This is a genomic window from Nocardia aobensis NBRC 100429, from assembly GCF_000308375.1.
GTDB lineage: Bacteria > Actinomycetota > Actinomycetes > Mycobacteriales > Mycobacteriaceae > Nocardia > Nocardia aobensis.
In genome coordinates this window covers 14,111-38,254 of sequence record NZ_BAFQ01000116.1, presented here as the reverse complement: position 1 = coordinate 38,254, position 24,144 = coordinate 14,111, and the positions used below count along the sequence as shown (strand labels likewise).

Sequence of the window (24,144 nt, the reverse complement as noted above, 5' to 3'; positions counted from 1 at the left end):
GGCCGGCGTCCTGGGCCCGGTGCGGGCCGTCGCCGCCGACGGGACGCCGCTGCCGCTGCACGGCCCCCGCCACGCCGAGGTGCTGGCCCGCCTGATCGCCGCCGGGGGACGGGTGGTGCCGGTGCCGGCAGTGGTGGCAGACCTGTGGGAGCAGCCGCCGCCGGGAGCGGTCGCCGCGGTGCGCACGTTCGTCGCCGCACTGCGGCGCGCCCTGGAACCCGGGCGCGCACCGCGCACCCCTTCCCGTGTGATCGTCACCGAGGGCACCGGATACCGGCTGATGTTGCCCCGCGACCACGTCGACGCCTGGTCCTTCGACGATCTGGTCCGCGTGGCGGCGAATCAGGCCGGGCCTCCGCGGATAGAGACGCTGGAGACGGCCCTCGCGCTCTGGCGCGGAGACGCCTACGGCGACTACCGGTGGGCGCGCGGAGAGGCCGCGAAACTCGGCGAACTACGTTCGGCCGCGGTGGAAATGCTCGCGGAGGCGCGGATCCGGTCCGGGCGGCCGGAACAGGCCGTCGCCGAACTCGAGACGCATCTGCACGCCCATCCCGCACGCGAACGGGCCTGGCTGTTGCAGGCGCGCGGGCTGTGGCAGGCCGGGCGGCGGGAGGACGCGCTGGCGGCACTGCGGCGGGCCCGCACCCGGCTCGGCGCGGTGGCCGGACTGGATCCCAGCGCCGAACTGACCGCCCTCGAGCGCGAAATCCTCACCGCGGATACGGAATTCGGCGAACATCGATTGTGGCGGGAGACCGTCGCCGCCTCCGGTGCCCTCGGCCCCCGCAGCCGTCTCACCTCCTCCGCCGACCTGTTGCGCGGCCTGGCCCTCACCGACGCGACCGGTCTGATGACCGCCCAGGACCGCCGGGCGCGCGCGATCGACGACCTGTCCGCGATCGACGATCCCGAACTCACGGCCACCGCGCTGACCCGCATGGAGGTCCCCGGGGTCTGGTCGGTACTCGACGACCCGGCCCGGTCGGCGCGCGTGGCCGAGGCCGCCCGCACCACCCTCGAACGCTTGGACGCCGAGGCCGCGCCCGCGCTGCGCGCCCGGCTGCTCGCGCTGTTCGCCGTCGAAACTCGCGGCCGCCGTGGCGCTTCCGGTGCCGAGGCGGCGCGCGCCGCCGAACGGATCGCCCGCGACCTGGGCGATCCGTCCGTGCTCGTGCTCGCGCTCGACGCCCGATTCCTGCAGTCCTTCCACACCCCGGGCCGGTGGCCGATGCGGGCGCGGCTCGCACATGAGCTCGTCACCGTGTCGAGCCGGCACGACCTGTCGACCTACCTGATCCTGGGGCATCTCGTCGCGATGCAGGCCGCGGCCGCACTGGGCGACGTGGCCGCCGCCGACGAGCACGCCGCCACGGCCGACCGGCTCGCGGTGCGCTACGAGCGCGACCTGGTCGGCGTGTTCACCACCTGGTACCGCGCGCTGCGCACCGTGCTCACCGACCGGCCGGAGCCGGAGGTGGCAGACGCCTACGAACGCGCACTCGCCACCCTGCCGGGCTGCGGAATGCCCGGTGTGGCAGCCGGTCTCGCGCCGCTGACCCGCCTGTGCCTCGCACTGCGGGCCGGCCGCGACCCGGCCGAATTCGCCGCGGTCGACTTCGGGCCGAACACCCCCTATGTCGCCGCACTAATCCGACCCGGAGACGCTCACGAACTGCTGCATGCGGCGCCGGCCCCGCCACCGGACCACCTGGCCGAATTGCGTTGGGCGCTACTGGGAATCGCCGCCGGCAGATTCGCGGACCGGGAGACCGCGCGCCACGTGCACCGCGCGCTGAGCCCGGCGCAGGGCGAACTGCTGGGGGCGGGAACCGGCATGCTGAGCCTCGGTCCGGCCGACGCGCTCCTGGATCGTCGGGCGCCGTAACGAAACATCCGGCGGCGCGATCCCTCGGATGTGAGTATCAACGGCCTCTCGGCCGCCCAGCAGCGCGCCGCGTTGCGCCGCCTCGTGGTGGCCTTCGGTGAACTGAACAGCATCGTCGAACTCGCCGCGGCCGAGGCCTCTCCGGATCTGCGCGAACATGCCGAAATCGCGCGGGACATGCTCGGCGCCCTGGTCACGGAGGTGGCGCAGCCTTCACGCGATCGCCGGTGCTATCTGCCATTGACAAATGGCACATAGGTAGCTGATGCTCGGTACATGGAGACGAGAAGGTCAACGGAGACCTCGCCGTCGGCCACCGCACCGGTCCCGTCGTCACCGTCGCCGCGTGCGCGGCCGGCGCTGACCGCGGAACGGTACGGGGTACGGCCGATCAACTGCCTGCTACCGGCGAATCCGCTCGGCATCGCCGCCGCGTGTGGCCAGATCGCGTCGATCACGGCGCTCTGCGGCCCGGTGTTGCCGGGAACCCGTGTGACACAGGTCCGTTCGAGTTCGCTGCGCGGGGAATGGGTGCACGCGGCCGCCTTCATCACCGGTGTGCTCGCCCGATCCCGTGCGGCGCAACCGGTATCGAGTGCCCGAGAGGCGGGATAGCGATGTGGATCGTGGATGCGATGGCCGGGGTGAATGCGGCGCTGCGGTCGGTGATCGGCGGTGGTGACCGTACCTACGGAGCCAAGGCCGTCGTCACCGGCGCCGGCAGCGGCATCGGGCGCGCCTTCGCGCTGGAGCTCGCCGGCCGCGGGGGCGAGGTGATCTGTGCCGATATCGACCTCGGCCGCGCCGAGGAGACGGTCGCGCTCATCGATCGGACGCACGGCCGCCGCGCGCACGCCGTCCGCTGCGATGTGGCCCAGCGCGCGGAGGTGGAATCGCTGGCGCGGCACAGTGCCTCGCTTTTCCACGGGCCGCCGACCCTGGTGATCAACAACGCCGGTGTCGGCATAGGCGGAAAGCCGGTGGGCGACATCGGCTTCGAGGACTGGCAGTGGGCGCTGGGCATCAACCTGTGGGGCGTGGTGCACGGATGCGAGCTGTTCGTGCCGCAGCTGCGCCGCGCCGGCCGCGGCGGCATCATCAACGTGGCCTCGGCGGCCGGATTCGCCGCCGCACCCGCGATGGCCCCCTACAACGTCTCCAAAGCGGCCGTGGTGTCGCTGTCGGAAACCCTCGCCGCCGAACTGTCCGGCACCGGCGTGGCGGTGACGGTGCTGTGCCCGACCTTCGTGCGCACCAACGTCGCCCGCGACGGACGCATCACCGCCGGATCGGCCCGGCTGGCCGCCGAGCTGATGCGCTGGACCGGCTTCTCGCCCGACCACGTCGCGCGCATCACCCTCGACGCCCACGAGCGCGGCCGCCTGCATGTGCTGCCGCAGCTGGACGCGGTGGTCGTCTGGCATCTCAAACGACATTTCCCGGCCACCTACACCCGGGCCCTCGGCGTGCTGAACCGGGTTCTGCCGCACGACGATCCGGCTCCGGCACCGGCCGGCAGCGAGAAGACAGGAGTCTGACATGTCCTTCGACTTCGACGATATGCTGGCCAAGATCAAGTCCCGGCAGTGGGCGCTGGCCGATATCGACTGGGACGCACCGGGTGCGGAACTGATCGAGCCCGACCTGCACGCCAAGCTGACGCCGTTCATGGCGGATCTGATGTGGATCGAGAACGTCGGCGCGCGCGGCTTCGCGGCGATGGCGAAGAAGGCCCCGACGCAGACGCTGCGCGAGATCTACCGGTACTTCCACGCCGAGGAGCAACGCCACGCCAATGCCGAACTGGCCCTGATGCGGCGCTGGGGCATGCTCGACGGCGACGAGATCCCCGAACCGAATATCAACGTCAAGCTGGTCATCGACTTTCTCGACAAATACGCCGACGGCATGTCGCTGTCGTTTCTGGGCACGGTGATTCCGATGCTGGAGGTGGCCCTCGACGGCGCGCTGATCAAATTCGTCACCGACGAGATCGCCGATCCGGTCGCCCAGGAGGTGTTCCGCAAGATCAACTCCGACGAATCCCGGCATCTGGCCACCGATTACGCGGTGATGGAACTGCTCGGGCACTCCACCGCCCGCAAACTGGCGATCGACCTGGTCGGCGGCTGGGCGAAGCCGTCGCTGATGATCGGTGTGCTCAGCTATGTGCCGTTGCTGAACAAGATGCGCGACAACATCGTCGCGATGGGAGTCGACGAGGCCAAACTGTATGCCGCGATGCGCCGGTTCAAGGCGGTCGGGGAGCGCACGCCCGTGGTGAACCGGGTGCCGATGTACCGGATCGTCAAGCTGCACAGCGACTGGGTGGTCAACCGTGACCATCCCTACCATTTGCTGGCCGACATGCTGGTGAAGGTGACCGCCCGCATTCCCGACCGGGTGCTGCCCGCGCAGCCGGCCTGGTCGAAGGAACTGACCTACGAGCCGGTCGCATGAGTACGGGCCGATACACCGTGTTGGACGTCGCGATCGTCGGAGCCGGATTCGCCGGGATCGGGGCCGCGATCCGGTTGCGGCAGCGCGGAATCACGAATTTCGCGCTCTTCGAACGGGACCGGCGCGTGGGCGGCACCTGGCGCGACAACACCTATCCGGGCGCGGCCTGCGACATTCCGTCGCGCCTGTACTCCTACAGTTTCGCGCCTAATCCGGACTGGTCGCAGACCTATTCCGGTAGTGCGGAAATCCTCGGCTACATCGATGCCATGGTCGGAAAGTTCGCGCTCGGCGATTCGATTCGCTTCGGGCACACCGTAACCGGACTGGCCTACGACGAGGCGGCGGGGGAATGGGAGATCGTCTTCGACGCCGGCCGCGCACCGGTGCGGGCCCGCTCGGTGGTGGTCGCGTCCGGACCGCTGGCCAACGCGAGCCTGCCGGACATCCCGGGTCGCGACAGCTACGAGGGTCATATGATCCACTCCGCCCGGTGGGATCACGACTACGACTTCACCGGCAAGAAGGTAGCCGTGGTCGGCACCGGCGCCAGTGCGGTACAGATCGTCCCGGAACTGGTCGAACGGGCCGGGTCGGTGAAGGTCTTCCAGCGCACCCCGGGCTGGGTCCTGCCGCGGATCAACCGGCACACCACCGGCCTGACCCGGCAGCTGTACCGGCACCTGCCGCTGACCGAGCAGCTCGCCCGGCAGGCCTGGTTCTGGGGGCACGAATCGGTGGCGCTGGGCGTGGTGTGGAATACGCCGCTGACCCGGATCGTGGAATCGGTGGCGCTGGCCCATCTGCACAGCCAGGTCCGTGATCCGTGGTTGCGACGGCAGCTGACGCCCGACTTCCGGGCCGGATGCAAGCGGCTGCTGATGAGCAGCGACTACTACCCGGCGCTGCAGCGCGACAATTGCACGCTGGTCACCTGGCCGATCGCGGGAATGTCGCCGGCGGGAATCCGCACCGCCGAGGGAATCGAGCACCGGTTCGACTGCATCGTCTTCGCCACCGGTTTCGAGGTGTCCAAGGCGGGTGCGCCGATCCCGATCACCGGCCGGGGCGGGCGCGTGCTCGACGACGAATGGCGCAGGGGCGCATACGCGTACAAGAGTGTGACCGTCGCCGGTTATCCGAATCTGTTCTTCACCTTCGGACCCAATTCCGGCCCCGGGCACAATTCGGCGCTGGTGTACATGGAGGCACAGATCGACTATCTGGCCGCGGCGATCGGCATGCTGCTCGAGCGGAATCTGCATTCGCTCGAGGTGCGCCGCGACCGGCAGGACCGCTACAACCACCGCCTGCAGCGCAGGCTGCGGGCGACCACCTGGAATTCCGGGTGCCGCAGCTGGTATCTGACCGAGGACGGTTTCAACGCGACCATGTTCCCGGGCTTCGGTAGTCAGTTCACCGGTCAGCTCGCCACTCTCGATCCGCGCGACTATGTGCTGATCCCCGGGCGGGGCGGCGGGCGCGCGCCCGTCGCCGATCGGGCGGTGACCTCGTTGGGCTAATGTCGACACGATGCGTCGCGCCCGGGCTGCTCACAGGGCCGGGGGCGGGTGCGACGCGGGTCGGCGTCCGGCACGAGGAAAGGGTGGGCGAGAACGGGATGGCGGAGTACCGCATCGATGAACTCGCCCGCGCCGCAGGCACAACCAGCCGCAATGTGCGCGCCTACCAGGAACGTGGCCTGCTGCCCCCGCCGGTGCGCCGGATCGGGCGTGCACTGATCTACGACGACTCCCATCTGGAGCGGTTGAAGATCATCGACGTGCTGCTGCAGCGCGGGTTCACCACCGCCCACATCGCCGATTTCATCACCGGCTGGGAAACGGGTAAGGACCTCACCGAGATCCTGGGACTGCAGCACGCGGTCACCGCCGCCTGGGGGCAACCGGACGAGACGCTTCAGGTGCCTCGCGAATTGATCGACACCTTCCTCGGTGAGGAGGCGGCCGATCCGGAGATCCTGGCACGTCTCGCCGAACTCGGGCTGGCCCGGATCGGCACGGAGACAGTCGAATTCACCGATCCGCAGCTGCTCGAGAATTTCGCCGAACTGCACGGTTACGGGTTCCGGCTGGGCCGGCTGGCCGATCTGCAGGCGGCCGTCAGCGGCCGCCTCGACGAGATCGCCCACGACATGATGGCGGCCGCCAAAGAACATATCGTCGACACGCACGGCCCCGGCTGGCTGCCCGACACCGACGACGAAATCGCCGAAACCGCCAAGATGCTCACTCATTTGCGGGGTCTGGCCGTCACGGCGGTGAACAACACCCTGGCACGGTCGCTGGACCGCGTGCTGCGGGAGGAACTGGGCGACTACCTCGCCGAGGCCGTGGACCGCCGCGCCAAGGAGAACTGACCGGCGCCCGCGCGGTCAGGACCGGCCGGGACCACGCCCGGGCGCCGCCGGAACACCCGCGCCGTGCCGGATTTCCAGCCGCCGTTCCAGTCCCTCGATGATCAGGGCGAGATCGAATTCGAACTGCTCACCGACGCGCCCGTCGGTTTCGCGAGCGGCGGCGACCGCACGCAGCAGCGGAAATCCCGACTCGTCGCCCAGCGTGCGCCGCACCGCGGCCGCCTGCGGGTCGATCGGCCCGCCGCCGGCGTCGAGCGCCTCGCGGGCGGCCGAATAGGCCATCGCCGCAACGAGTTTCAGCGTGCGCCCGGCTTCGCTCGCGTCCAGTCCGGCGCGGACCAGCGCGGCCATGATCCGCTCGACCAGTTCCAGCGCCGACAGGCCCGCGTTGCCGTCGAACCGGACGTAGACGATGAGCGCGCCCACCTGCACCAGGGCGTCGACCACCGCGTGGCCGAACAATCGCAGCAACTCGCGCCAGTCCGCCCGCTCGGGCAGATCGACCCGGCCGAAACCGGTGTCGAACGCGTCGAACGCGACCAGTTCGAGCAGGCCCTGGCGATCGCTGACGTGATAGTTGAGCGATTTGCGATGCACGCCCAGCGCATCGGCCACCGCCTGCATGGTCAGATTCTCCGGCTCCAGATCGCGCGCGGCGGCGAGGATGCGGCGGCGGTTCAGCCGGGGCGGGCGCCCGCGGCGACGCCCCGCAGCGACCACGGCCGCACCGGAATCTGCCATGGGTGGCCTCGCTGTTCCTCGGAAGGCGGCGGTCGGCACGACGCGTCGCACAACACTGGGCGAGCGCGCCGCATGTCGAGCGTAGCCGCTTTTTCCCGACCGGAGAAAATAATGTGGGAACTTTCCCGGTCTCGGCGAGGCCGTGCGCCGGGCTAGGATCGACGATCGGTCCTCGGGCGAAGACCAGGCAGGAGTAGGTGATGGCGTCGAAAGCCGCCGGGCAGCGTCGCCGGCCCACTCAGGAGCGGGCCAAGGCGACCCGGGAGCACATCCTCGACACCGCCGCCCGGCTGTTCGGCGAGCGCGGCATCGCCAATACCTCGACCAACCGGATCGCCGCCGAGGCCGGTATGAGCATCGGCACCGTGTACCGCTACTTCTCCGATCGCACCGTCATCGTCGAGGAGCTACTCGCGCGCCTGCTCGAGAACATCGAAAAGCGCGCCACCGACAGCATTTTCGATCGCTCGGATGCCACCATGCACGAGCTGACCTCGCGCCTGCTGAACTCGATCGCCGAGGAGTTGGTGGCCAACGCGCTGCTGGTCCGCGCGCTGGTCGCCGGGGTGCAGTTCTACAGCAGCGGTATTCCGGAGTTCGAGCCGCGGCTGCGCCTGCTGATCAAGGTGCTGCTGATCCAGGTGCTCGGCCCCGGCGACGATCACGAATACGACGTGATGACCTTCGTCGTGATCAACACCGGCTTCTCGGCGGTGCTGCGGGCCTCGGCCATCGAATTCGACGAACAGCAGCGCCGCGAGGCCATCGACATGACGGCGCACATGATCGGCGACTGGATCGAAGCCGAGGCCGCGCGGCGCAGCGGGGCCGGGGCCCCGGCGCCACGCCTCAGATGACGGTGCCGATATCGGTGGCGACGATGCGGTCGAGCGCGCGTTCGGCGACCGCCGCGATGGTCATCGACGGATTGCAGGCCGCGGTACTGCCCGGAATCAGGGCGCCGTCGAGAACGTAGAGACCGCGCGTGCCGTGCACTCGTCCCTCCAGGTCGCAGACCGTGCCCATGGGCGCGCCACCGAGCGGATGCCAGGTGCTCGGGGCCGCGGCATTGGTGTCGAGCACCGTACTGCCGGGTCCCGCGATGGCATGCACGCGCGCGGCGATGCGCTGCTGCAGGGCGGCGTCGGCGTCGGCGGGCCAGTACAGTTTCGCGTCGTCGGTGGCCGCGTCGTAGGCGAGATGTCCACGGCCGTCGGTGATTCCGAATCCGACCAGCATGGTCGAATGCGCGTCCACACCGGCCGGCGGAATCGACGCCTGGATCACGGTATTGGCGATGGCCGGGTCGTCCCACTCCTTGCTGCCGTAGACCACCGGCCCGCCCTGGGCGGTGCCGAAATCGTCGGTGGCGCTGGTCCAGGTGAAGATCCGGTCGCCGTTGTTGCCCCACTGACCGCCGAGGCCGTCGGGCAGATCCGGGATCTGTCCCTTCGCGGCGGCCCGCAGCAGCAGCTTGGTGGTGTTGATACTGCCCGCGGCCATGATCAGCGCGTTCGAGGTGAGAACGAGGTGTTCGACGACCCGTCCGGCGGTATCGATCCGATCCACGCTGATCTGCCAGCGGCCGTCGGGCGTCCGCGCCACATCGGTGACCTCGTGCTGAGTTCGCACGGTGGCGCGGCCGGTGGCCTCGGCGCGGGCCAGATAGGTGACATCGACGGAGTGTTTGCCGCCGTTGTTCACCCCGAGCGCGCAGTCGCCGTTGATGTAGGAGGGTTTCATCTCGCCGCGCACCTCGCGCAGCGCGAAGCTCCAGTCGATCGGCATGGGGATCTTCGACAGCTCGTAGCCGGCCGCGCCGACGTTGCGCGCGAACGCCCGGGAGGGCAGATAGGTGGGGCTGTCGATCAGCTCGTCGGGTGCGACGCCGGCGCCCAGCATTCGCGCCACCCGCGGGTAGTGCTCGCGCGCCATCAGCGCGTAGTCGAGTTCGGCGGGGAAGACCTCGGAGAAGGTCGCCTCGCTCGGCTGCAGCGTCATGCCCTGGTACACCAGCGAGCCGCCCCCGACGCCCGCGGCGCAGACCGCGGTCATGTTCTCCCCGACGACGGCCTCGAGCAGGCCGGTGTACGGCTCGAGCGCCATCGGCACGCCCAGCACCTCGGGCGCGGAGCGATACCAGAGCATGCGCCGGTCGGGGCGCGTCGGGTGCGGGAAGGTGTCGGCATTCGGGCCGGTCGGCCAGCGCATACCGCGTTCGAGGACCAGGACGTCGACGCCGGCCTCGGCCAGCCGAAGCGCGCTGACGCCGCCACCGAAGCCCGAGCCGATGATGACGACCCGATGATCTTCCCTGGTCAGCGGGACCGACGTCTGTCGTCTCCCGGTGGTCATCCAGGGCTGGGCGCTCGCGGTGGCCGCGGTGGCCAGAGTCAGTCCGGCGGCGGTGGCGCCGAGCAGAAAGGAGCGTCGCTTCATCGGGGTCATGCACTCTCCATCAAGACCTACAGGTACGTAACATCGGTCGCGTGGTTCGCCTCGGACGCGAAAACAGGGTGCGTGCCCGGCGGGCGTGACCGAAACCAACCGGACAACTGTCTCCGGTTGCTAGGGCAGTGTGTACGACCGGGCTCGTCTCGTCAACTGCAACTTGTTCCAATCGAGGTGGCGCGCGTTCGGCGTCGTGAAATCCGTACGCGCCGAAGGACACCGGGCGCGGGTGGCGGCATCCGTCCGCCGTGTCGAGTCGCCGACCGCGTGCGGTAACGTCGATCAGATGACCGCGTCACCCCGGGCCAATCGAGGGCCGAAGGCCGCTGCGGCGAACCGACGGGCGTTGGTTCGCGCGGCGCGGGAGGTGTTCGCCGAGAACGGCTTCGACGCACCGCTGAATTCGATCGCCCGCGCGGCGGGAGTGGGTCCGGGCGTGCTGTACCGGCACTTCCCGACCCGCGAATCGATGATTCTGGCGGTGTTCGACGACAACGTCGTCGCGATCGAGGAGGTGGCGAATCGGCCGGGGACCACGGCGGTGGATCTGCTGGATTTCATCGTCGACCAGATCGCGGTCTCGGCCGGATTCATCGCCACGATCGATCCCACCGGCTTCGACGATCCGCGGCTGTTCGAGGTGTCGCGCCGGCTCGTCGACCTGATCGGCGCCAAACTGGCCGCTACCGATCTGCGCGGCTCGCTGCGCCCGGAACTCACCGCCGAGGATGTCGTGACCGCGCTGGCCATGCTGGCGGCCGTACTGATCAAAACCGAACTCCCGGCGCGCCAGGCCACCGCGCGGCGCGCCTGGAGTCTGCTGATGCGCGGGCTCAGCCGCGAATCCGGCAGCTGAGCCGCGTCGTGTGCGCCCGGAGTCAGGCGGCCAGGTCGGAGGGTTCGAACGGCGCGAAGAAGGCGCCCATCCCGCCGGCGGCCAGTACATCGCCCAGTGCGATGAAATCGTAACTGCCACCGGATTTTCCGGCGATCGCGCGTACCTCGGCGAGAATATCGCCGGTGTCGTGGCGCAGTAGCCGGCGCCGCGCGCGGACCAGATCCTCGGCCGGTACCTGTGCCTCGACGTGGGCCAGCATCAGATGCAGGCACAGCTGCTGGGCCGGGGTCGCCGGACCGGGCGGGCGGCTCGCGGACAGGTCGGCCTCCAACTGGTCGAAGGTCTGGGCCAGGTAGAACAGGAATACCGGGCGCGGGCTGTGCAGCAGGACGGCACGCACCTCGTCGCCGAGCAGTTGCGCCGCGCGGCACAGCGCCGCGGTGAGCCGCGCGGTCGGTCCGGTGCTGTCGACGTCGCTCATCTGTTCTCTCCCAACCACTTCAGTACTGCGGGCTGCCCTGATTCGACGGCGATGATGTCGGCGCCCTCGTGCCCCATCCGCTCCGCATGTGCGCGGCCCTGCGGGCGGGCTGTCCCGGTGACGAATGCGACCCGCTCGGTGAGTTCGCGGTCATGTGCCCTCCTGCGGCCCGATGCGAAATACCTACGGCGCGAACGGGTTTCGGCTCAGTGGGCGGTACCTCCGGTGCTCGGCCGGTTGTAGTAGCGCAGCAACAGCAGCGCCAGGACGAAGGCGAGCGCGGATGCGCCGGCGAACACGTAGAAGATGTTCGTATACGCGGCGCCGTCCGGCAGCTGCGCCAGCGGACCGCTGTTCAGTTTACGTTCCTCGACGTGTCCGGGAGCGTTGATGTGCAGAATCAGCGGATTGGCCGACATGACCGCCGCGACGGCGGCGGTGGCGGCCGCGGTGCCGAAACTGTTGAAGGCGCCGTACATTCCGGCGCTGATGCCCTGCTGTTCCTGCGGCACCGCCTCCACCACCATATTGGGCAGGGTGCCCAGATACGCTCCCGCACCGACACCGACGATCAGGGCGATCAGTGCCATCTGCCACACGCTGTCGTGGAAACGGGCGAACAGCAGACAGCCGATCACGAACGCGATGGTCGAGGCGAGGTAGGGCTTGAGCAACCCGATCCGGGTCGACATCCAGCCGCACAGCGGGGCGACGAGCACGTACACCAGCGCCAGGCCCAGCATGGCCTGCACGGTGAACTGCAGTAGCGTCAGACCGAAACCGGGCAGGGTGCCCTCCACCGAGAAGTACTGGGTGACAGCCGATGTGGGAACCTGGATGTGCATCTGCTCGGAGGCCTGCTTCGCGGCTTCGGCGGCCGCTCCGTCGACGATCTGCTTCTTGATCGCCTCGCCCTCGGCCCCGCCGGGAGTCTCCGCGAGATAGCCCATCGCGTAGGACAGACCCTGCATGACGCCCACGGACAGGAAGGCCGCGGCGAGAATTCCGGCGAAGCGCGGGGCGCGCAACAACTTCGGATCCATGATCGGTTCCGGGGTGATCAGCTCCCAGACGTAGAACGCCATCAGCAGGACCACGCCGCCGATGAGCCAGGCCAGCGCCGACAGCTCACCCCAGCCCCAGGTGGCGCCGTTGCTGAGATAGATGAGCACACCGGCGATACCGGCGCCGAGCAGCACCGCACCGAGCAGATCGATCTTGACCTTGGCGCGCAGTTTGGTCTCGGGAACCAACAGCGCCAGCGGCAGAATCGTCACCACGGTCCAGATCACGCAGAACCAGAACAAGGAACGCCAGCTGTAGTGGTCGGTGAGGAGGCCGCCGATGACCGGACCCAGGATCGCGCCCACACCGGTGCCGCCGCCCGCGAGTGCGATCGCCATGTTCAGATGGCGGCGCGGTGCGAGATCGCGGATCAGGCCGTAGGACACGAAGATCGCGGGGAAGGCGAGCCCCTGTAGTCCGCGCCCGAGCAGCATCAGCGTCCAGTTCGAGGTCAGCGCGTCGATGAGGCAGCCCAGGATCGACAGCAGCAGGCAGAACAGGATGATCTTCTTCTTGCCGACCAGATCGGACAATTTGCCGAAGACCGGTACCGCTACGCCGCCGATCAGTGAGTACAACGTGGTCAGCCAGGTGAGCTGGCCGGCGTTCTGCTCGGGGAAGGATTCACCGATGAAGCGGGCGCTGAGACTGATGAACGTGAAATGGAACGGGACGATCTCGGTGCTCGCGACGATCGCCACGATGATGAGAACGACACGGAGCGTGGAGGCGTTCTCCAGGCGTCCGGTGTCGTTGTCATCGGGGCTTTCGACGCTGGTGGTCGCGGTTGCCATGGGTAGTTCTTCTCCTTCACCGCCACCCGTGCGTCGGCTCGCTGCGGCCTGAGTGCGGTGAATCACATGATAGACATGTGAGAATCCAGTTTCCACTGAATGAGAAGTCGATTTCTGTGCATTATTCCGAGGACTGCACCCGGGCCACGAACTCGGCCACGTCGCCGGCCGAGGGGTCGTAGCCCGGGAAGTAACAGCAGATGTCGCGGGCGTAGTCGCCGAAGCGGGCGTGGGCCTGCGCCGCGCATTCGGCGGGGGACCCGACCAGGGCGATGGTGCGGACCATCGGCTCGGTGATCAGCGCCCGCATCTCGGCGTAGCGGCCCTGCTTCGACAGGGCGTTGAGTTCGGGTTGCACCTCACCCCAGCCCTCGGCGTCGAGCACCGGGCGGTAGGCCGGGGTGGAGGCGTAGAAGGCGATGAGCCGCGCGACCGCGTCGACCGCGGCGGCCAGCTCACCGGCGGTACGGCCCAGCGCGACCATGGCCTGGGCGACCACCTCGAATTCATCGAGTGTGCGGCCCGATTCGGCCAGCCCGCGCCGCAGCGCCGGCACCGTGCGCCCGGTGAAATGCGCGGCGCTGTTGAACGGCATGACCAACAGTCCGTCTGCCACCTCGGCGGCGGTTCGGGTCATCACCGGTCCGAGCGCGCCCATCAGCACCGGCGGCGGGCCGAACGGATTCGGGCCGGGATCGAAGGTCGGCGGCATCAGCGTATGGGTGAAGAATTCGCCCCGGAAATCCAAGGGGGCGTGGCCTTCCCATGCGGCGAGGATGGCCTTCACCGCCGCGACCGATTCGCCGGTGCGCGCGGCCGGACGTTCCCACCGGCTGCCGTACCGCTTCTCGATGTGCACCCGGATCTGCGACCCCAGCCCCAGCCGGAACCGTCCGCCGCTGAGCGCCTGCAGATCGTAGGCGGTGTGCGCCAGGTGCAGCGGACTACGCGGCCCGGCGATGGCGACATTGGTCATCAGGCGCAGATCGGTCTCCGCGGCGGCGAGAACCAGCGGCACGAATACGTCGTGCGGGCCCTCGAAGGAGAAGATGCCGTCGGCGCCGAGCGCGGCGATCGCGCGAGCGCTGTCGCGGGCACGCAGCGGCGAACCCTCCACCTGCAGATGCACTTTCACCGGTGTTCCTTCCGTTCGGTGGCATCACGCTAGCGGAGGGTGCGGCGGCTCAGGCCGGATGCGCGGCGGTGAGACGTTCGGCGCACTCCCACACATCGCGTTCGCGCGCCGGATCGTAGGACTCCGGCGACGATTCGGCGACCCGGTAGCGATCGATGTAGCTGCCGGAATCGGCCGGGACCGCTCCGGTGACCACGTCGGCGAGGCGCCGGCCCGCCGTCTTCGGCGTGCTCGCCAGCGGCGTCCAGGTGAGCGCGGGTGCGAGGCGGCGGACGGCGAAGCGCTCCCACGGCCCGGCGTTGCGGGTCAAACCGGTGCCGGGGACGAAACCCGGATTGTAGGAGAGGATGTCGATTCCGGCCGGAAGCCGGCGCGCGTATTCGTGGACCAGGTAGATCATGGCCAGCTTGCTCGTCGAGTACGCGGTCCGGCCCGCGGCCGTACTCGACGGATCGGCGAAGGCGCCGGGGTGGGCCAGCACATCGGGGGAGTGCCACACCGGGCCGGGCACCATGCCCAGGTTGTGCCGCAGATCGCCGAAATGGGTGTCGCTGACGGTGATTACGATGCGTGAGGGCACCACGAAGCGGTCGCCGAGCAGGCGCAGCAGTAGATGGTTGGCCACGACGTTGACCGCGAAGGTGGCCTCGAGCCCGTCCTCGGTCGCGATGGTCGCCTCGGTGTACTGCATACCGGCATTGCCGACGAACCCGGCCAGCGGCGGCACCTCGCCGCGATCGAGCAGTTCGTGAATTCGCCGCGCCGCCGAGCGAATACCGGTCAGCGAGGCGAGATCGGCCTCCACATGCGAGGCCGCGTAACCCGCCCCGGACAGTTCCGCACACACCTGCGGTCCGGACTCGCCGCGTGCCAGCACCAGAAGTCGCGTATCCGGCGCGGTGCGCAGGATCTCCCGGGCGGCGATCCGGCCGATTCCGCGAGTCGCGCCGGTCATCACGAGGGTGTGCATGTCACGACGGTAACCCGCGCGCGGTCCGCACGCCCGTCGTGCGAATGGCGCAACCGTGCTGGGCGAACGGCGCAGCCGGGTCAGGCGAACGGGCTCTGCAGCGGCGGGGACGGTGGGAAGGTGACCGGCAGTGCGGCCAGTGCGTGGTTGAAAGGGCCTGGGCGCCAGTGCAATTCCGTCACCGGAACCGCCAGCTCGATATCGGGCAGCGCGTCCAGCAGCTGATCTACGGTGTCCTGGGCGATCAGGTACGCGATCCGGCGGGCCGGGCAGGCGTGCGGCCCGGCGCCCAGCGACAGATGGGAGCGGTTGCCGTTGCGATCGCCCTCGCGCACCTGCGGATCGTTGTTGCAGGCCGCGATGCCGATCAGCACGGGCTGATTCGCCGGTAGCCACACATCGTCGATGAGCATCGGCTGGCGCGGGTAGCTCGCGCAGTAGTTCGCCAGCGGCGGGTTGTTGAACAGTACCCAGTCCAGGGCGTCGCGGGTGGTGAGGGTGCCGCCGAGCAGATTTCCGGAGAACCGCTCGTCGGTCATCATCAGCAGCAGGGCGTTGGCGACCAGATGCAGCTGCGGTTCGATACCCGCGCCATACAGGCTCACCAGCTGATTGATCACCTCCTCGTCGTCGAGGGCGCTCTCGTGCGCGATCAGCCGGGAGGTGATGTCGTCGCCGGGGTGGGCGCGCTTGCGGTCGGTATGTTCCTGCAGGGCGGCCGCCAGCATCCGGTTGCCCGCCGCCGCGTCACCGGTGACGTCGAAGATGGGCGCCAGCCCGGCCGCGACCCGCTCGGCGATATCGGGTTCGATGCCCAGCATCGTGTTCAGGCTGGTGAACGCCAGCGGGCGAATGTACTGGGTCAGCAGGTCGGCCTGGCCGTCGACGGTGAACGAGTTGATCAGCGGGATCGCGACCCGCTCGACGACGGTGTGCAGTGTGTGCAGGTCGACCCCGTCGATGGCGGCGACATTGGCGGCGCGGAACCGCGCGTGGTCGGGGCCGCTGCTGCGCAAGGCATTCGGGCGCCAGCCGAGCATCGGCAGGATCGGGCTGTCCGCCGGTACGGTGCGCTGCCAGGCCCGCGGGTCGGCGGGGAAATGCTCGGGATCGTTGAGAATCCGCAGCGCGGCCTGATAACCGATCACGAGTGTCGCCGGCACGCCGGGAGCGAGTTCGACCGGAGCGAAGGAGCGGTGGTGGGCGCGCATCCGCTCGTATCCGCCGCGCGGGTCGACGGCGAATTCCTCGGTGTAGAGGGGAACACGCGGTCCGTCCGCGGCGATCGGTGAACTGTGTGCCACGGGACACCTGTTCGACGGCGATTCCAGCGAATGCGGCGTGGTCACAGAAGACAACTCCAAACGGTCGTGGTGGACGTCGACGGCGGCAGCCGTCACCAGTCGTGATGCCAAAAGCGTTGGGCCGAACCATGATCTGAGGTCCGGGAGCCGATGATACCTACCCGCGTGCCGGTTGCGCAGCGGAAGCCGGGCATCGGGCGCAGGTCCGATGCCCGGCTTCCGGGCCAGTGATGTGGTAGTGGCTCTGTTGTTTCGTGGCCGGTCGTCGCAGACTGGCCGATATGACAACTCTGCTGATCATCGCGGTTGTAGCGGCGGTGGCGGCCGCCCTGTTCGACACCGTGGCGCCCCGCGGTGACCGTGCGGAGTTCCGGTGCGCCCTACGGCACGCCAGGCATTCGCTGACCGATTGGGGCGCCGCCCGCGAATGACCTAGTCGTCGCCGCCCGAACCGCGCCCGGGCAGGAACTCCTGTGCCTTGGTCTTCATGCCCTGAGTGACCAGATGCCAGGCGTTCGGGTCGCCGCGCAGCACGGCCTCCGCGGTCGCCTTCATCTGATCCCAGGTGGCGTGCGGTGGTATCGGCGGAACCTCGGGATCGCAGCGCACGTCCAGCAGGGTCGGGCGATCCGCGGTCAGCGCCCGTTCCCAGGCCCCGGCCAACTGCTCCGGATCGTCGACCTCGATCGCCGCGAGGCCGAAGCAGCGCGCGGCGTCCGCGTACGAAATGTCCGGAAGTGACTGCGAATCCTCGAATTTGGGCGAACCGCCCATGGACCGCAGCTCCCAGGTCACCTGGTTGAGGTCGTTGTTGTGGAAGACGCACACCACCAGTCGCTTATCGCTCCACTGTTCGGTGTAGCGGGCGATGGTGATCAATTCGGCCAATCCGTTCATCTGCATCGCGCCGTCGCCGACGAGCGCGATCACCGGGCGATCCGGATGGGCGAACTTCGCGCCGATCGCATACGGCACACCGGGCCCCATGGTGGCCAGTGTGCCCGACAGCGAGCCGCGCATGCTGCCGTGGAATTTCAGGCAGCGCGCGTACCAGTTGGTGGAGGAGCCGGAGTCGGCGGTGACGATGGCGTTGCCCGGAATCTGCTGCGACAGTTCCCAGACCACCCGCATGGGGTTGACCGGTTCGGCGGTAAGCAACGCCTGCCGCTCCACGGTCTCCCACCAGCGCGCCACATTCGACTCGATCGTCTCCCGCCAGGACCGGTCGCTGACCGGCTTCAGCAGCGGAATGATCTCGGCCAGTGTGGCTTTCGCGTCACCGACGAGGTTCACCTCGGTCGGATACCGCATGCCGATCATGGTGCCGTCGATATCGATCTGCACGGCACGGGCCTGATCCAGCGGCGGCAGGAATTGGCTGTAGGGGAAGTTCGAACCGACGATGACCAGAGTGTCGCAATCACGCATCAGCTCGTAGCTGGGGCGGGTGCCCAGCAACCCGATCGGGCCCGTCACGAACGGCAGATCGTCGGGCAGCACATCCTTGCCGAGCAGCGCCTTGGCGACGCCGGCACCGGTGATCTCGGCGAGTTCGGTCACCTCGCGCGCGGCCGAGCGGGCGCCCTGGCCGACCAGGATCGCGGCCTTGGAACCGGCTCCGATCACCTCCGCGGCGCGCTCGATCTCCGCGCGCGCCGGAACGACCACCGAATGCATCTCGGCGGGCGGGCTCGACGGCACCTGCTTGAATTCGTGCTGTGGCGGCTCGTAGGTCTCCTCCTGCAGATCCGCCGGAATGATCACCGCGGTGGGTGCGCGCCGGGTCCAGGCCGTGCGGAAGGCCCGGTCGAGGGCGTTGGGCAGCTGTTCGGCGACGTTGACCTCGACGAGATATTCGGAGGCCACGTCCTTGTACAGGCTCTGCAGGTCGATCTCCTGCTGATAGCTGCCGCCCATCGCGCTGCGCGCGGTCTGGCCGATGATCGCCACCACCGGAACGTGGTCGAGTTTGGCGTCGTAGAGGCCGTTGAGCAGATGGATCGCGCCCGGACCGGAGGTGGCCATGCACACACCGACGTGCCCGCTGAATTTCGCGTAGCCGGTGGCCGAGAACGCCGCCATCTCCTCGTGCCGGGCCTGGACGAACGTCGGCCGGTCGTCGGTGCGGCCGAAAGCGGCCACGAGACCGTTGATTCCGTCTCCGGGATAGGCGAATACCTCTTTCACGCCCCATTCGTTGAGCCGGGCCACGACGTAGTCAGCAACCTGTTGCGCCATATCTGTCCTGTCCTCTCCGTGTCGAGCCCGCGGGGATGTGCAGCGTGCCCCCTGGTCGCCGGGCGGGTACCCGCGGTTGCCGTGCTCAACCGCGGCCGGCGGGGCCGATGGCTGGGTCAGTGCCGGGCCATCCGGGCGACCGAACCGGCCACCGATTCGACACAGCGCGACATCCACGCCTGCGGACTGTGCCGGTGAGCTCGGCCGTCGAAGTCACCGTGGGCGCCGAAGTCGTGGCCGTGTTCGTCGTCGACGGGGCGCCACAGGTTGTCCGGCCGCTCGGATTCGTCGGCGTCGGTCTGCTGTGAGTCGTAGCCGGTGCGTGCCAGATAGCGATCCAGCACCGCGGGCGCGAGCCGCTGCGCGACGACGGTGCCGACCGTGCTCGCGCCGACCCAGTACTGCTTGCGCTCGGGATGCTCGGCGGCGAAGGCGATGGTGTCGGCCACCACCTCGGGCTGGTAGATCGGCGGCACCGGCTGCGGCTTCTTCGGCAAACGTGAACGCACCCAGGAGAATTGGGGTGTGTTGACCGCCGGTGCCTGCACGATCGTCACGTGCACGCCACTGCGCTCGTGCATCAACTCCACCCGCACCGCCTCGAGAAATCCGTTGACCGCGTGTTTGGCGCCGCAATAGGCCGATTGCAGCGGAATCGCGCGTTCGCCGAGCGCCGACCCGACCTGGACGATGGTGCCGCGATCGCGTGGGCGCATCCGGGCCAGCGCCACCATCACCCCGTGCACCGACCCGAGATAGGTCACCTCCGTGACGCGGCGGAACTCCTCCGGCTCGATCTCGGTGAAGGGCGCGAAGACCGAGGTGAACGCCGAATTCACCCAGAAGTCGATCGGACCCCACTGCTGCTCGACGCGGTCGGCGGCCGCCTCGACGGCGTCGTGGTCGGCGACGTCGGTCGGAATCGGCAGTGCCGCACCACCGGCCTGCTCGACGTCTTTCGCGGCGGCGTCGAGTCCGGCGCGCCCACGGGCCAGCAGCGCCACGCGCGCCCCGTCGGCGGCGAAGCGCCGTGCGGTGGCGCGCCCGATTCCGGCGCTGGCTCCGGTGACCACCACTACCGGTGACTGTGCGCTCACTCGGTCTCCTCTCCTCGCGCGGTTGTCCGGCGCCCGAGGGCATATCGCGCGGGCGTCGCATCTGACGCGTACCCGGGACGGGCGGCGTTATGCGGCAGGGGATCGCCCGGCAGCGTGTCCGGTTCGGTGGGTGTGACCTGCGGTCGGCCGGGTATTCGCGCGGTGTCCGGCCGCCCGCTGGCGAGGTGCGGCCGCACGACAATCCGGCCGACCACGACAGGGGTGCACGAATGACGATGTCGGATCGCACGGCCCGCCCGCACCGCGGCTCGAATCGAGACCGATGGCCGATGCAGGCGCTCGAGACCGCACTGAAGGAGGCGGTCGACGGGGAGGTCCGTTTCGATTCGGGAACTCGCGCCACCTATTCCACCGACGCCTCGAACTATCGCGCCCTGCCGCTGGGCGTTGTCGTTCCGCGCACACCGGAAGCCGCCGCGGTCGCGGTCGGCATCTGCCGCGACCACGACGTCCCGTTGCTCTCGCGCGGTGGCGGCACCAGCCTCGCCGGTCAGAGTTGCAATACGGCGGTCGTCATCGACTGGACCAAATACTGCCACCGGCTGCTCGCCGTGGACGCCGAAACCCGCACGGCCGTGGTCGAACCCGGTATCGCGCTCGACCCGCTCAATCAGCAGCTGAAGTCGTCCGGGCTGATGGTCGGGCCCAAGCCCTCGACCCACGTCAGCTGCACGATCGGCGGGATGATCGGCAACAACTCGTGCGGTGCCACCGCACAGGCCTACGGCAAGATGGTCGATTCGGTGCGCCGGCTCGAGATCCTCACCTACGACGGGTTGCGCGCCTGGGTTGGTGCCGAGGATCCGATCCCGGGCACGAATCCGGAGGCCGACGAGCTGGTCCGGCGCCTGCGGGAGATCCGGGACCGCTACGCCGACGACATCCGCGCGGCCTATCCCGACATTCCGCGCCGCGTCTCCGGCTACAACCTCGACGCGCTGCTGCCGGAGCGGGGATTCGATATCGCGAAGTTCCTCGTCGGCAGCGAGAGCACCCTGGTGACCGTCCTGCGCGCGGAGATCGAGCTGGTGCGGGTGCCGGCCGCGAAAGCGATGGCCGTCCTCGGCTTCCCCGACGTCTATCACGCCGCCGACGCGGTCTCCCGGATCCTGCCGCACGATCCGGCCGCGCTCGAGGGCCTGGACCATCGTCTGGTCGAACTGGAGCACAGCCGGCACCTCGCGGCGAAGGCCATCTCGCAGCTGCCCGACGGGAAGGCTTGGCTGATGGTGCAATTCGACGGCGACGACCAGAAAGAGGCCGACGCGCGGGCGAAGAAGATGATCGCCGACCTCGAGCGCGCCACCGAGGCGAGTTCCACCATCCTCGACGATCCCGACCGCGAGGCCGAGGTGTGGGCCGCCCGCGAGGCCGGACTGGGCGCCACCGCCTATCCGCCCGACGGCCCGGAAACGCACGAGGGCTGGGAGGACGCCGCGGTCCCGCCCGAGCGGCTCGGCGACTACCTGCGCGACTTCGACGCGCTGCTCGACGAATTCGGCTATGAATCCAGTTCGCTCTACGGGCATTTCGGTCACGGCTGTGTGCACACCCGCGTTCCGTTCGACCTGCGCACCGCCGACGGAATCGCGCACTACCGGCGCTTCGTCGAACGTGCCGCGCGTCTGGTGAGCAGCTACGGCGGGTCGCTGTCCGGGGAGCACGGCGACGGCCAGTCGCGCGCGGAACTGTTGCCGATCATGTTCGGCGACAAGGTGGTTCGCGCTTTCGGTGAGGTGAAGGCGCTGTTCGACCCGCGCAATCGGATGAATCCGGGCAAGGTCGTCGAGCCGCACCGGCTGGATTCGGATCTGCGTCAGGGCAGCGCCTACCGGCCGTGGGAACCGGTGACGCACTTCGCCTTTCCCGACGACGACCACCGGTTCAGCGAGGCGGCCGGACGCTGTGTGGGCGTCGGCAAATGCCGCGGCGAGAGCAGCGGGGTGATGTGTCCCAGCTACCGCGCCACGCGCGAGGAGGAGCATTCCACCCGCGGCCGGGCCCGGCTGTTGTTCGAAATGCTGCAGGGTGAGGCGATCACCGACGGCTGGCGGTCCACCGAAGTCCGCGACGCGCTCGATCTGTGCCTGGCCTGCAAAGGATGTCGCAGCGACTGCCCGGTCGATGTCGACATGGCCACCTACAAGGCCGAATTCCTGTCCCACCACTACGAACACCAGGTCCGGCCGATGGCCCACTATTCGATGGGCTGGATTCCGCTGTGGGCCCGGCTGGGCACTTCGGTGGCTCCGCTCGCCAACGCGGTGACTCACACCCCGGGCCTGCGGCGCCTGGTCTCGGCGGCGGGCGGCATCGCGCGGCAACGAGAGATGCCGCGCTTCGCCCGCACCCGGTTCACCCGGGCATTCCGCGACCATACGAGCTCCACTACGGGGGAGCGCGGCACGGTGCTGCTGTGGCCCGACACGTTCACAAACAACTTCGAACCGGGCATCGGCGAAGCCGCGGTGACGGTGCTGGAGGCCGCGGGCTTCTCCGTGATCGTGCCCGAGCGCACGGTCTGCTGCGGCCTGACCTGGATTTCGACCGGGCAGCTGCCCACCGCCAAACGGGTGCTGCGCCGCACGCTGCGGGTACTGGCGCCACAGTTGCGCGACAGCACACCGGTCGTCGTCCTCGAGCCCAGCTGCGCGGCCGTGTTCCGGGCCGATCTGCCCGAACTGCTCTACGGCGACCAGGATGCCGAGCGGTTGTCGAAACAGACCTACACACTGGCCGAACTGCTGGCCGAACGGGCGCCGGACTGGACCCCGCCGCACGTCGACACCGCGGCGATGGTGCAGCCGCACTGCCACCATCACGCGATCATGCACTACGACACCGATCGGGAACTGCTGTCCTCGACCGGTGCCGACGTCGAGGTCCTCGATGCCGGATGTTGCGGTCTGGCAGGCAATTTCGGCTTCGAACGCGGCCACTACGACGTCTCGGTGGCTTGTGCGGAGGACAAGTTGATGCCGGCCGTGCGCGAGCGCGATCCGGGCACCGTGGTGCTCGCCGACGGGTTCAGCTGCCGCACCCAGATCAGACAGCTGCAACCGGACGCCGATCCCCGCCACGCCGTCGAACTGCTGGCCGAGGCGCTGGCGGCGAAGGACCGGAAGTGACGGCGACCATCGACGAGGTGGTCCGGGTGGGGGTCTACCGCTTCCCGACGCCGGAGCCGGAAGCCGACGGCACCTTGCGGTGGGAGGCGACCACCGCGGTGACCGTGGAAATCGACGCGGGCGGGCGGACCGGACTGGGGTGGACCTACAGCGGCGGCGCCACCGCCGCGATCGTGCGCGAGGTGCTCGCGCCGGTCCTGGCCGGGCGTTCGCCGTTCGACATCGGCGACTGCCGGATCCGGATGCAGCGCGCCTGCCGCAATCTGGGCACCGCCGCGGTCGTCGCCCATGCGCTCAGCGCCGTCGATATCGCCCTGTGGGATCTGAAGGCGCGCCTGCTCGATGTGCCGCTGAGCCGGCTGTTCGGTGCCGTGCGACCGGCGACCCCGGTCTACGGTTCGGGGGGTTTCACCACTCTCACCGACGACGAGCTGGGCGAGCAGATCGACGGCTGGCTGGCGGCGGGATGCCGATGGGTCAAGATCAAGATCGGCGAGGACCGCGGCGAGCGGACCGATCGGGATCTCGAGCGGGTGTCCTTCGCGAACGGGCTGCTCGGCGACCGTGCCCGCCTGATGGTCGACGCGAACGGCGCCTACTCCACCGCCCTGGCCCGCCGGGTCGGCACGGAACTGGACCGGCACGGTGTGATCTGGTTCGAAGAGCCCGTCACCAGTGACGATCCCCCCAGTCTGGCGATGCTGCGCGCGGCGCTGCGCTGCGATGTGACCGCCGGCGAATACGTCTACCGCCCTTACGACGCGGCCGCGCTGATCGGCTCGGTGGACTGTCTGCAACTGGACGTGACCCGCTGCGGCGGCTACAGCGGCTTCCTGGAATGCGCGGCGCTCGCCGCCGCGCACGGCCTCGACATCTCCGCGCACTGCGCGCCCGCGCTGCACGCGCCGATCGTGTCCTCGTTCGCCCACCTGCGCCACGTGGAATGGTTCATCGACCACAGCCGCCTGGAACCACTGCTGGTCGACGGTGTGCCCGGCGTCCGCGACGGGGCGCTCGCGACCGGCCGGGGCTCCGGGCACGGAATGCGGCTCGCCGACTCGGCCGGAAAATATTCGGTCGAGAGTGCCGCTCACCGGTGAGATGGTGCGCGCGGGCGGCCGAATACCGGCGCGGCTGCTGGGTAACCGCCGGA

The 24,144-nt window shown here is 69.1% G+C and carries 21 protein-coding genes; 12 read left to right on the top strand and 9 right to left on the bottom strand.

Features of this window, described 5'->3' with window-relative positions; translation table 11 throughout:
- The 7 genes from RJ03_RS14480 to RJ03_RS14450 all read left to right on the top strand — a co-directional run.
- A partial coding sequence (locus RJ03_RS14480) for an AfsR/SARP family transcriptional regulator (RefSeq protein WP_063820380.1) occupies positions 1-1,888 on the top strand: 1,888 nt, incomplete at its 5' end.
- A gap of 30 nt (positions 1,889-1,918) precedes the next feature.
- Positions 1,919-2,146 carry a hypothetical protein gene (locus tag RJ03_RS14475; RefSeq protein WP_036502381.1) on the top strand — a complete coding sequence of 76 codons (228 nt, stop codon included), beginning with the start codon at positions 1,919-1,921 and terminating at the stop codon, positions 2,144-2,146.
- An 18-nt stretch (positions 2,147-2,164) separates the two neighbouring features.
- Positions 2,165-2,503, top strand: a complete 339-nt coding sequence (locus RJ03_RS14470; RefSeq protein ID WP_036502380.1) for a hypothetical protein — start codon at positions 2,165-2,167, stop codon at positions 2,501-2,503.
- A 20-nt stretch (positions 2,504-2,523) separates the two neighbouring features.
- Entirely contained in the window at positions 2,524-3,426 is a 903-nt protein-coding gene (locus tag RJ03_RS14465) for an SDR family NAD(P)-dependent oxidoreductase (RefSeq protein ID WP_051024689.1), read from the top strand.
- Position 3,427: 1 nt separating this feature from the next.
- A complete protein-coding gene (locus RJ03_RS14460) occupies positions 3,428-4,348 on the top strand; it encodes a ferritin family protein (RefSeq protein WP_036502379.1) in 921 nt (306 codons plus the stop codon).
- Positions 4,345-5,871 (top strand): flavin-containing monooxygenase, encoded by a 1,527-nt coding sequence (locus tag RJ03_RS14455; protein WP_036502378.1) that lies wholly within the window; start codon positions 4,345-4,347, stop codon positions 5,869-5,871. Before RJ03_RS14460 ends, RJ03_RS14455 begins: the two co-directional genes overlap by 4 nt.
- An 83-nt stretch (positions 5,872-5,954) precedes the next feature.
- The gene (locus tag RJ03_RS14450) at positions 5,955-6,728 is read left to right on the top strand and encodes a MerR family transcriptional regulator (protein ID WP_306304677.1); all 774 of its coding nucleotides are present in this window, start codon (positions 5,955-5,957) and stop codon (positions 6,726-6,728) included.
- 15 nt (positions 6,729-6,743) lie between these two features.
- Here RJ03_RS14450 and RJ03_RS14445 read toward each other — a convergent pair whose 3' ends face one another.
- The gene (locus RJ03_RS14445) at positions 6,744-7,469 is read right to left on the bottom strand and encodes a TetR/AcrR family transcriptional regulator C-terminal domain-containing protein (RefSeq protein WP_051024683.1); all 726 of its coding nucleotides are present in this window, start codon (positions 7,467-7,469) and stop codon (positions 6,744-6,746) included.
- 200 nt (positions 7,470-7,669) lie between these two features.
- Between RJ03_RS14445 and RJ03_RS35015 the strand changes: the two genes are divergently transcribed.
- Complete coding sequence (locus RJ03_RS35015) at positions 7,670-8,326, top strand: TetR/AcrR family transcriptional regulator (protein WP_051024682.1); 657 nt, start codon at positions 7,670-7,672, stop codon at positions 8,324-8,326.
- Here RJ03_RS35015 and RJ03_RS14435 read toward each other — a convergent pair.
- Positions 8,319-9,917 (bottom strand): GMC oxidoreductase, encoded by a 1,599-nt coding sequence (locus tag RJ03_RS14435; RefSeq protein ID WP_036502376.1) that lies wholly within the window; start codon positions 9,915-9,917, stop codon positions 8,319-8,321. The two genes, RJ03_RS35015 and RJ03_RS14435, sit on opposite strands and share 8 nt — an antisense overlap.
- A 289-nt stretch (positions 9,918-10,206) precedes the next feature.
- Here RJ03_RS14435 and RJ03_RS14430 point away from each other — a divergent pair, with 289 nt between their 5' ends.
- Positions 10,207-10,776, top strand: coding sequence for a TetR family transcriptional regulator (locus tag RJ03_RS14430; RefSeq protein ID WP_036502403.1), 570 nt, complete (start codon positions 10,207-10,209; stop codon positions 10,774-10,776).
- Positions 10,777-10,798: 22 nt separating this feature from the next.
- On the opposite strand, the gene RJ03_RS14425 is transcribed toward RJ03_RS14430, so the two are convergent.
- From RJ03_RS14425 to RJ03_RS14405, 5 genes are all read right to left on the bottom strand, one after another.
- Positions 10,799-11,239: a hypothetical protein gene (locus RJ03_RS14425; protein ID WP_036502375.1), complete on the bottom strand. Its 441-nt coding sequence runs from the start codon at positions 11,237-11,239 to the stop codon at positions 10,799-10,801.
- 206 nt (positions 11,240-11,445) lie between these two features.
- Positions 11,446-13,098, bottom strand: a complete 1,653-nt coding sequence (locus RJ03_RS14420; RefSeq protein ID WP_036502374.1) for an MFS transporter — start codon at positions 13,096-13,098, stop codon at positions 11,446-11,448.
- A 121-nt stretch (positions 13,099-13,219) separates the two neighbouring features.
- A complete protein-coding gene (locus RJ03_RS14415; protein WP_036502372.1) occupies positions 13,220-14,233 on the bottom strand; it encodes a TIGR03617 family F420-dependent LLM class oxidoreductase in 1,014 nt (337 codons plus the stop codon).
- Between the two features lie 49 nt (positions 14,234-14,282).
- Positions 14,283-15,203: an SDR family NAD(P)-dependent oxidoreductase gene (locus tag RJ03_RS14410; RefSeq protein WP_036502370.1), complete on the bottom strand. Its 921-nt coding sequence runs from the start codon at positions 15,201-15,203 to the stop codon at positions 14,283-14,285.
- Between the two features lie 80 nt (positions 15,204-15,283).
- Positions 15,284-16,507: a cytochrome P450 family protein gene (locus tag RJ03_RS14405; RefSeq protein ID WP_306304676.1), complete on the bottom strand. Its 1,224-nt coding sequence runs from the start codon at positions 16,505-16,507 to the stop codon at positions 15,284-15,286.
- Positions 16,508-16,788: 281 nt separating this feature from the next.
- Here RJ03_RS14405 and RJ03_RS37145 point away from each other — a divergent pair, with 281 nt between their 5' ends.
- Positions 16,789-16,938 (top strand): hypothetical protein, encoded by a 150-nt coding sequence (locus tag RJ03_RS37145; RefSeq protein ID WP_157121512.1) that lies wholly within the window; start codon positions 16,789-16,791, stop codon positions 16,936-16,938.
- Between the two features lies 1 nt (position 16,939).
- On the opposite strand, the gene RJ03_RS14400 is transcribed toward RJ03_RS37145, so the two are convergent.
- Both RJ03_RS14400 and RJ03_RS14395 read right to left on the bottom strand, forming a co-directional pair.
- Positions 16,940-18,745 carry a thiamine pyrophosphate-requiring protein gene (locus tag RJ03_RS14400; RefSeq protein ID WP_036502368.1) on the bottom strand — a complete coding sequence of 602 codons (1,806 nt, stop codon included), beginning with the start codon at positions 18,743-18,745 and terminating at the stop codon, positions 16,940-16,942.
- Between the two features lie 116 nt (positions 18,746-18,861).
- Complete coding sequence (locus tag RJ03_RS14395) at positions 18,862-19,842, bottom strand: SDR family oxidoreductase (protein ID WP_245552289.1); 981 nt, start codon at positions 19,840-19,842, stop codon at positions 18,862-18,864.
- Positions 19,843-20,078: 236 nt separating this feature from the next.
- On the opposite strand from RJ03_RS14395, the gene RJ03_RS14390 reads away from it, so the two are divergent.
- Complete coding sequence (locus tag RJ03_RS14390; protein ID WP_051024687.1) at positions 20,079-22,991, top strand: FAD-binding and (Fe-S)-binding domain-containing protein; 2,913 nt, start codon at positions 20,079-20,081, stop codon at positions 22,989-22,991.
- Positions 22,988-24,091 (top strand): enolase C-terminal domain-like protein, encoded by a 1,104-nt coding sequence (locus RJ03_RS14385; RefSeq protein ID WP_036502364.1) that lies wholly within the window; start codon positions 22,988-22,990, stop codon positions 24,089-24,091. Before RJ03_RS14390 ends, RJ03_RS14385 begins: the two co-directional genes overlap by 4 nt.
- Positions 24,092-24,144: the final 53 nt, after the last annotated feature.

Excerpts from the sequence above, each read along its gene's own strand:
- RJ03_RS14470 (WP_036502380.1), top strand. The coding sequence starts at position 2,165 with ATGGAGACGAGAAGGTCAACGGAGACCTCGCCGTCGGCCACCGCACCG.
- RJ03_RS14465 (WP_051024689.1), top strand. The coding sequence starts at position 2,524 with ATGGCCGGGGTGAATGCGGCGCTGCGGTCGGTGATCGGCGGTGGTGAC.
- RJ03_RS14460 (WP_036502379.1), top strand. The coding sequence starts at position 3,428 with ATGTCCTTCGACTTCGACGATATGCTGGCCAAGATCAAGTCCCGGCAG.
- RJ03_RS14455 (WP_036502378.1), top strand. The coding sequence starts at position 4,345 with ATGAGTACGGGCCGATACACCGTGTTGGACGTCGCGATCGTCGGAGCC.
- RJ03_RS14445 (WP_051024683.1), bottom strand. The coding sequence starts at position 7,469 with ATGGCAGATTCCGGTGCGGCCGTGGTCGCTGCGGGGCGTCGCCGCGGG.
- RJ03_RS35015 (WP_051024682.1), top strand. The coding sequence starts at position 7,670 with ATGGCGTCGAAAGCCGCCGGGCAGCGTCGCCGGCCCACTCAGGAGCGG.
- RJ03_RS14435 (WP_036502376.1), bottom strand. The coding sequence starts at position 9,917 with ATGACCCCGATGAAGCGACGCTCCTTTCTGCTCGGCGCCACCGCCGCC.
- RJ03_RS14430 (WP_036502403.1), top strand. The coding sequence starts at position 10,207 with ATGACCGCGTCACCCCGGGCCAATCGAGGGCCGAAGGCCGCTGCGGCG.
- RJ03_RS14425 (WP_036502375.1), bottom strand. The coding sequence starts at position 11,239 with ATGAGCGACGTCGACAGCACCGGACCGACCGCGCGGCTCACCGCGGCG.
- RJ03_RS14420 (WP_036502374.1), bottom strand. The coding sequence starts at position 13,098 with ATGGCAACCGCGACCACCAGCGTCGAAAGCCCCGATGACAACGACACC.
- RJ03_RS14410 (WP_036502370.1), bottom strand. The coding sequence starts at position 15,203 with ATGCACACCCTCGTGATGACCGGCGCGACTCGCGGAATCGGCCGGATC.
- RJ03_RS37145 (WP_157121512.1), top strand. The coding sequence starts at position 16,789 with ATGACAACTCTGCTGATCATCGCGGTTGTAGCGGCGGTGGCGGCCGCC.
- RJ03_RS14400 (WP_036502368.1), bottom strand. The coding sequence starts at position 18,745 with ATGGCGCAACAGGTTGCTGACTACGTCGTGGCCCGGCTCAACGAATGG.
- RJ03_RS14390 (WP_051024687.1), top strand. The coding sequence starts at position 20,079 with ATGTCGGATCGCACGGCCCGCCCGCACCGCGGCTCGAATCGAGACCGA.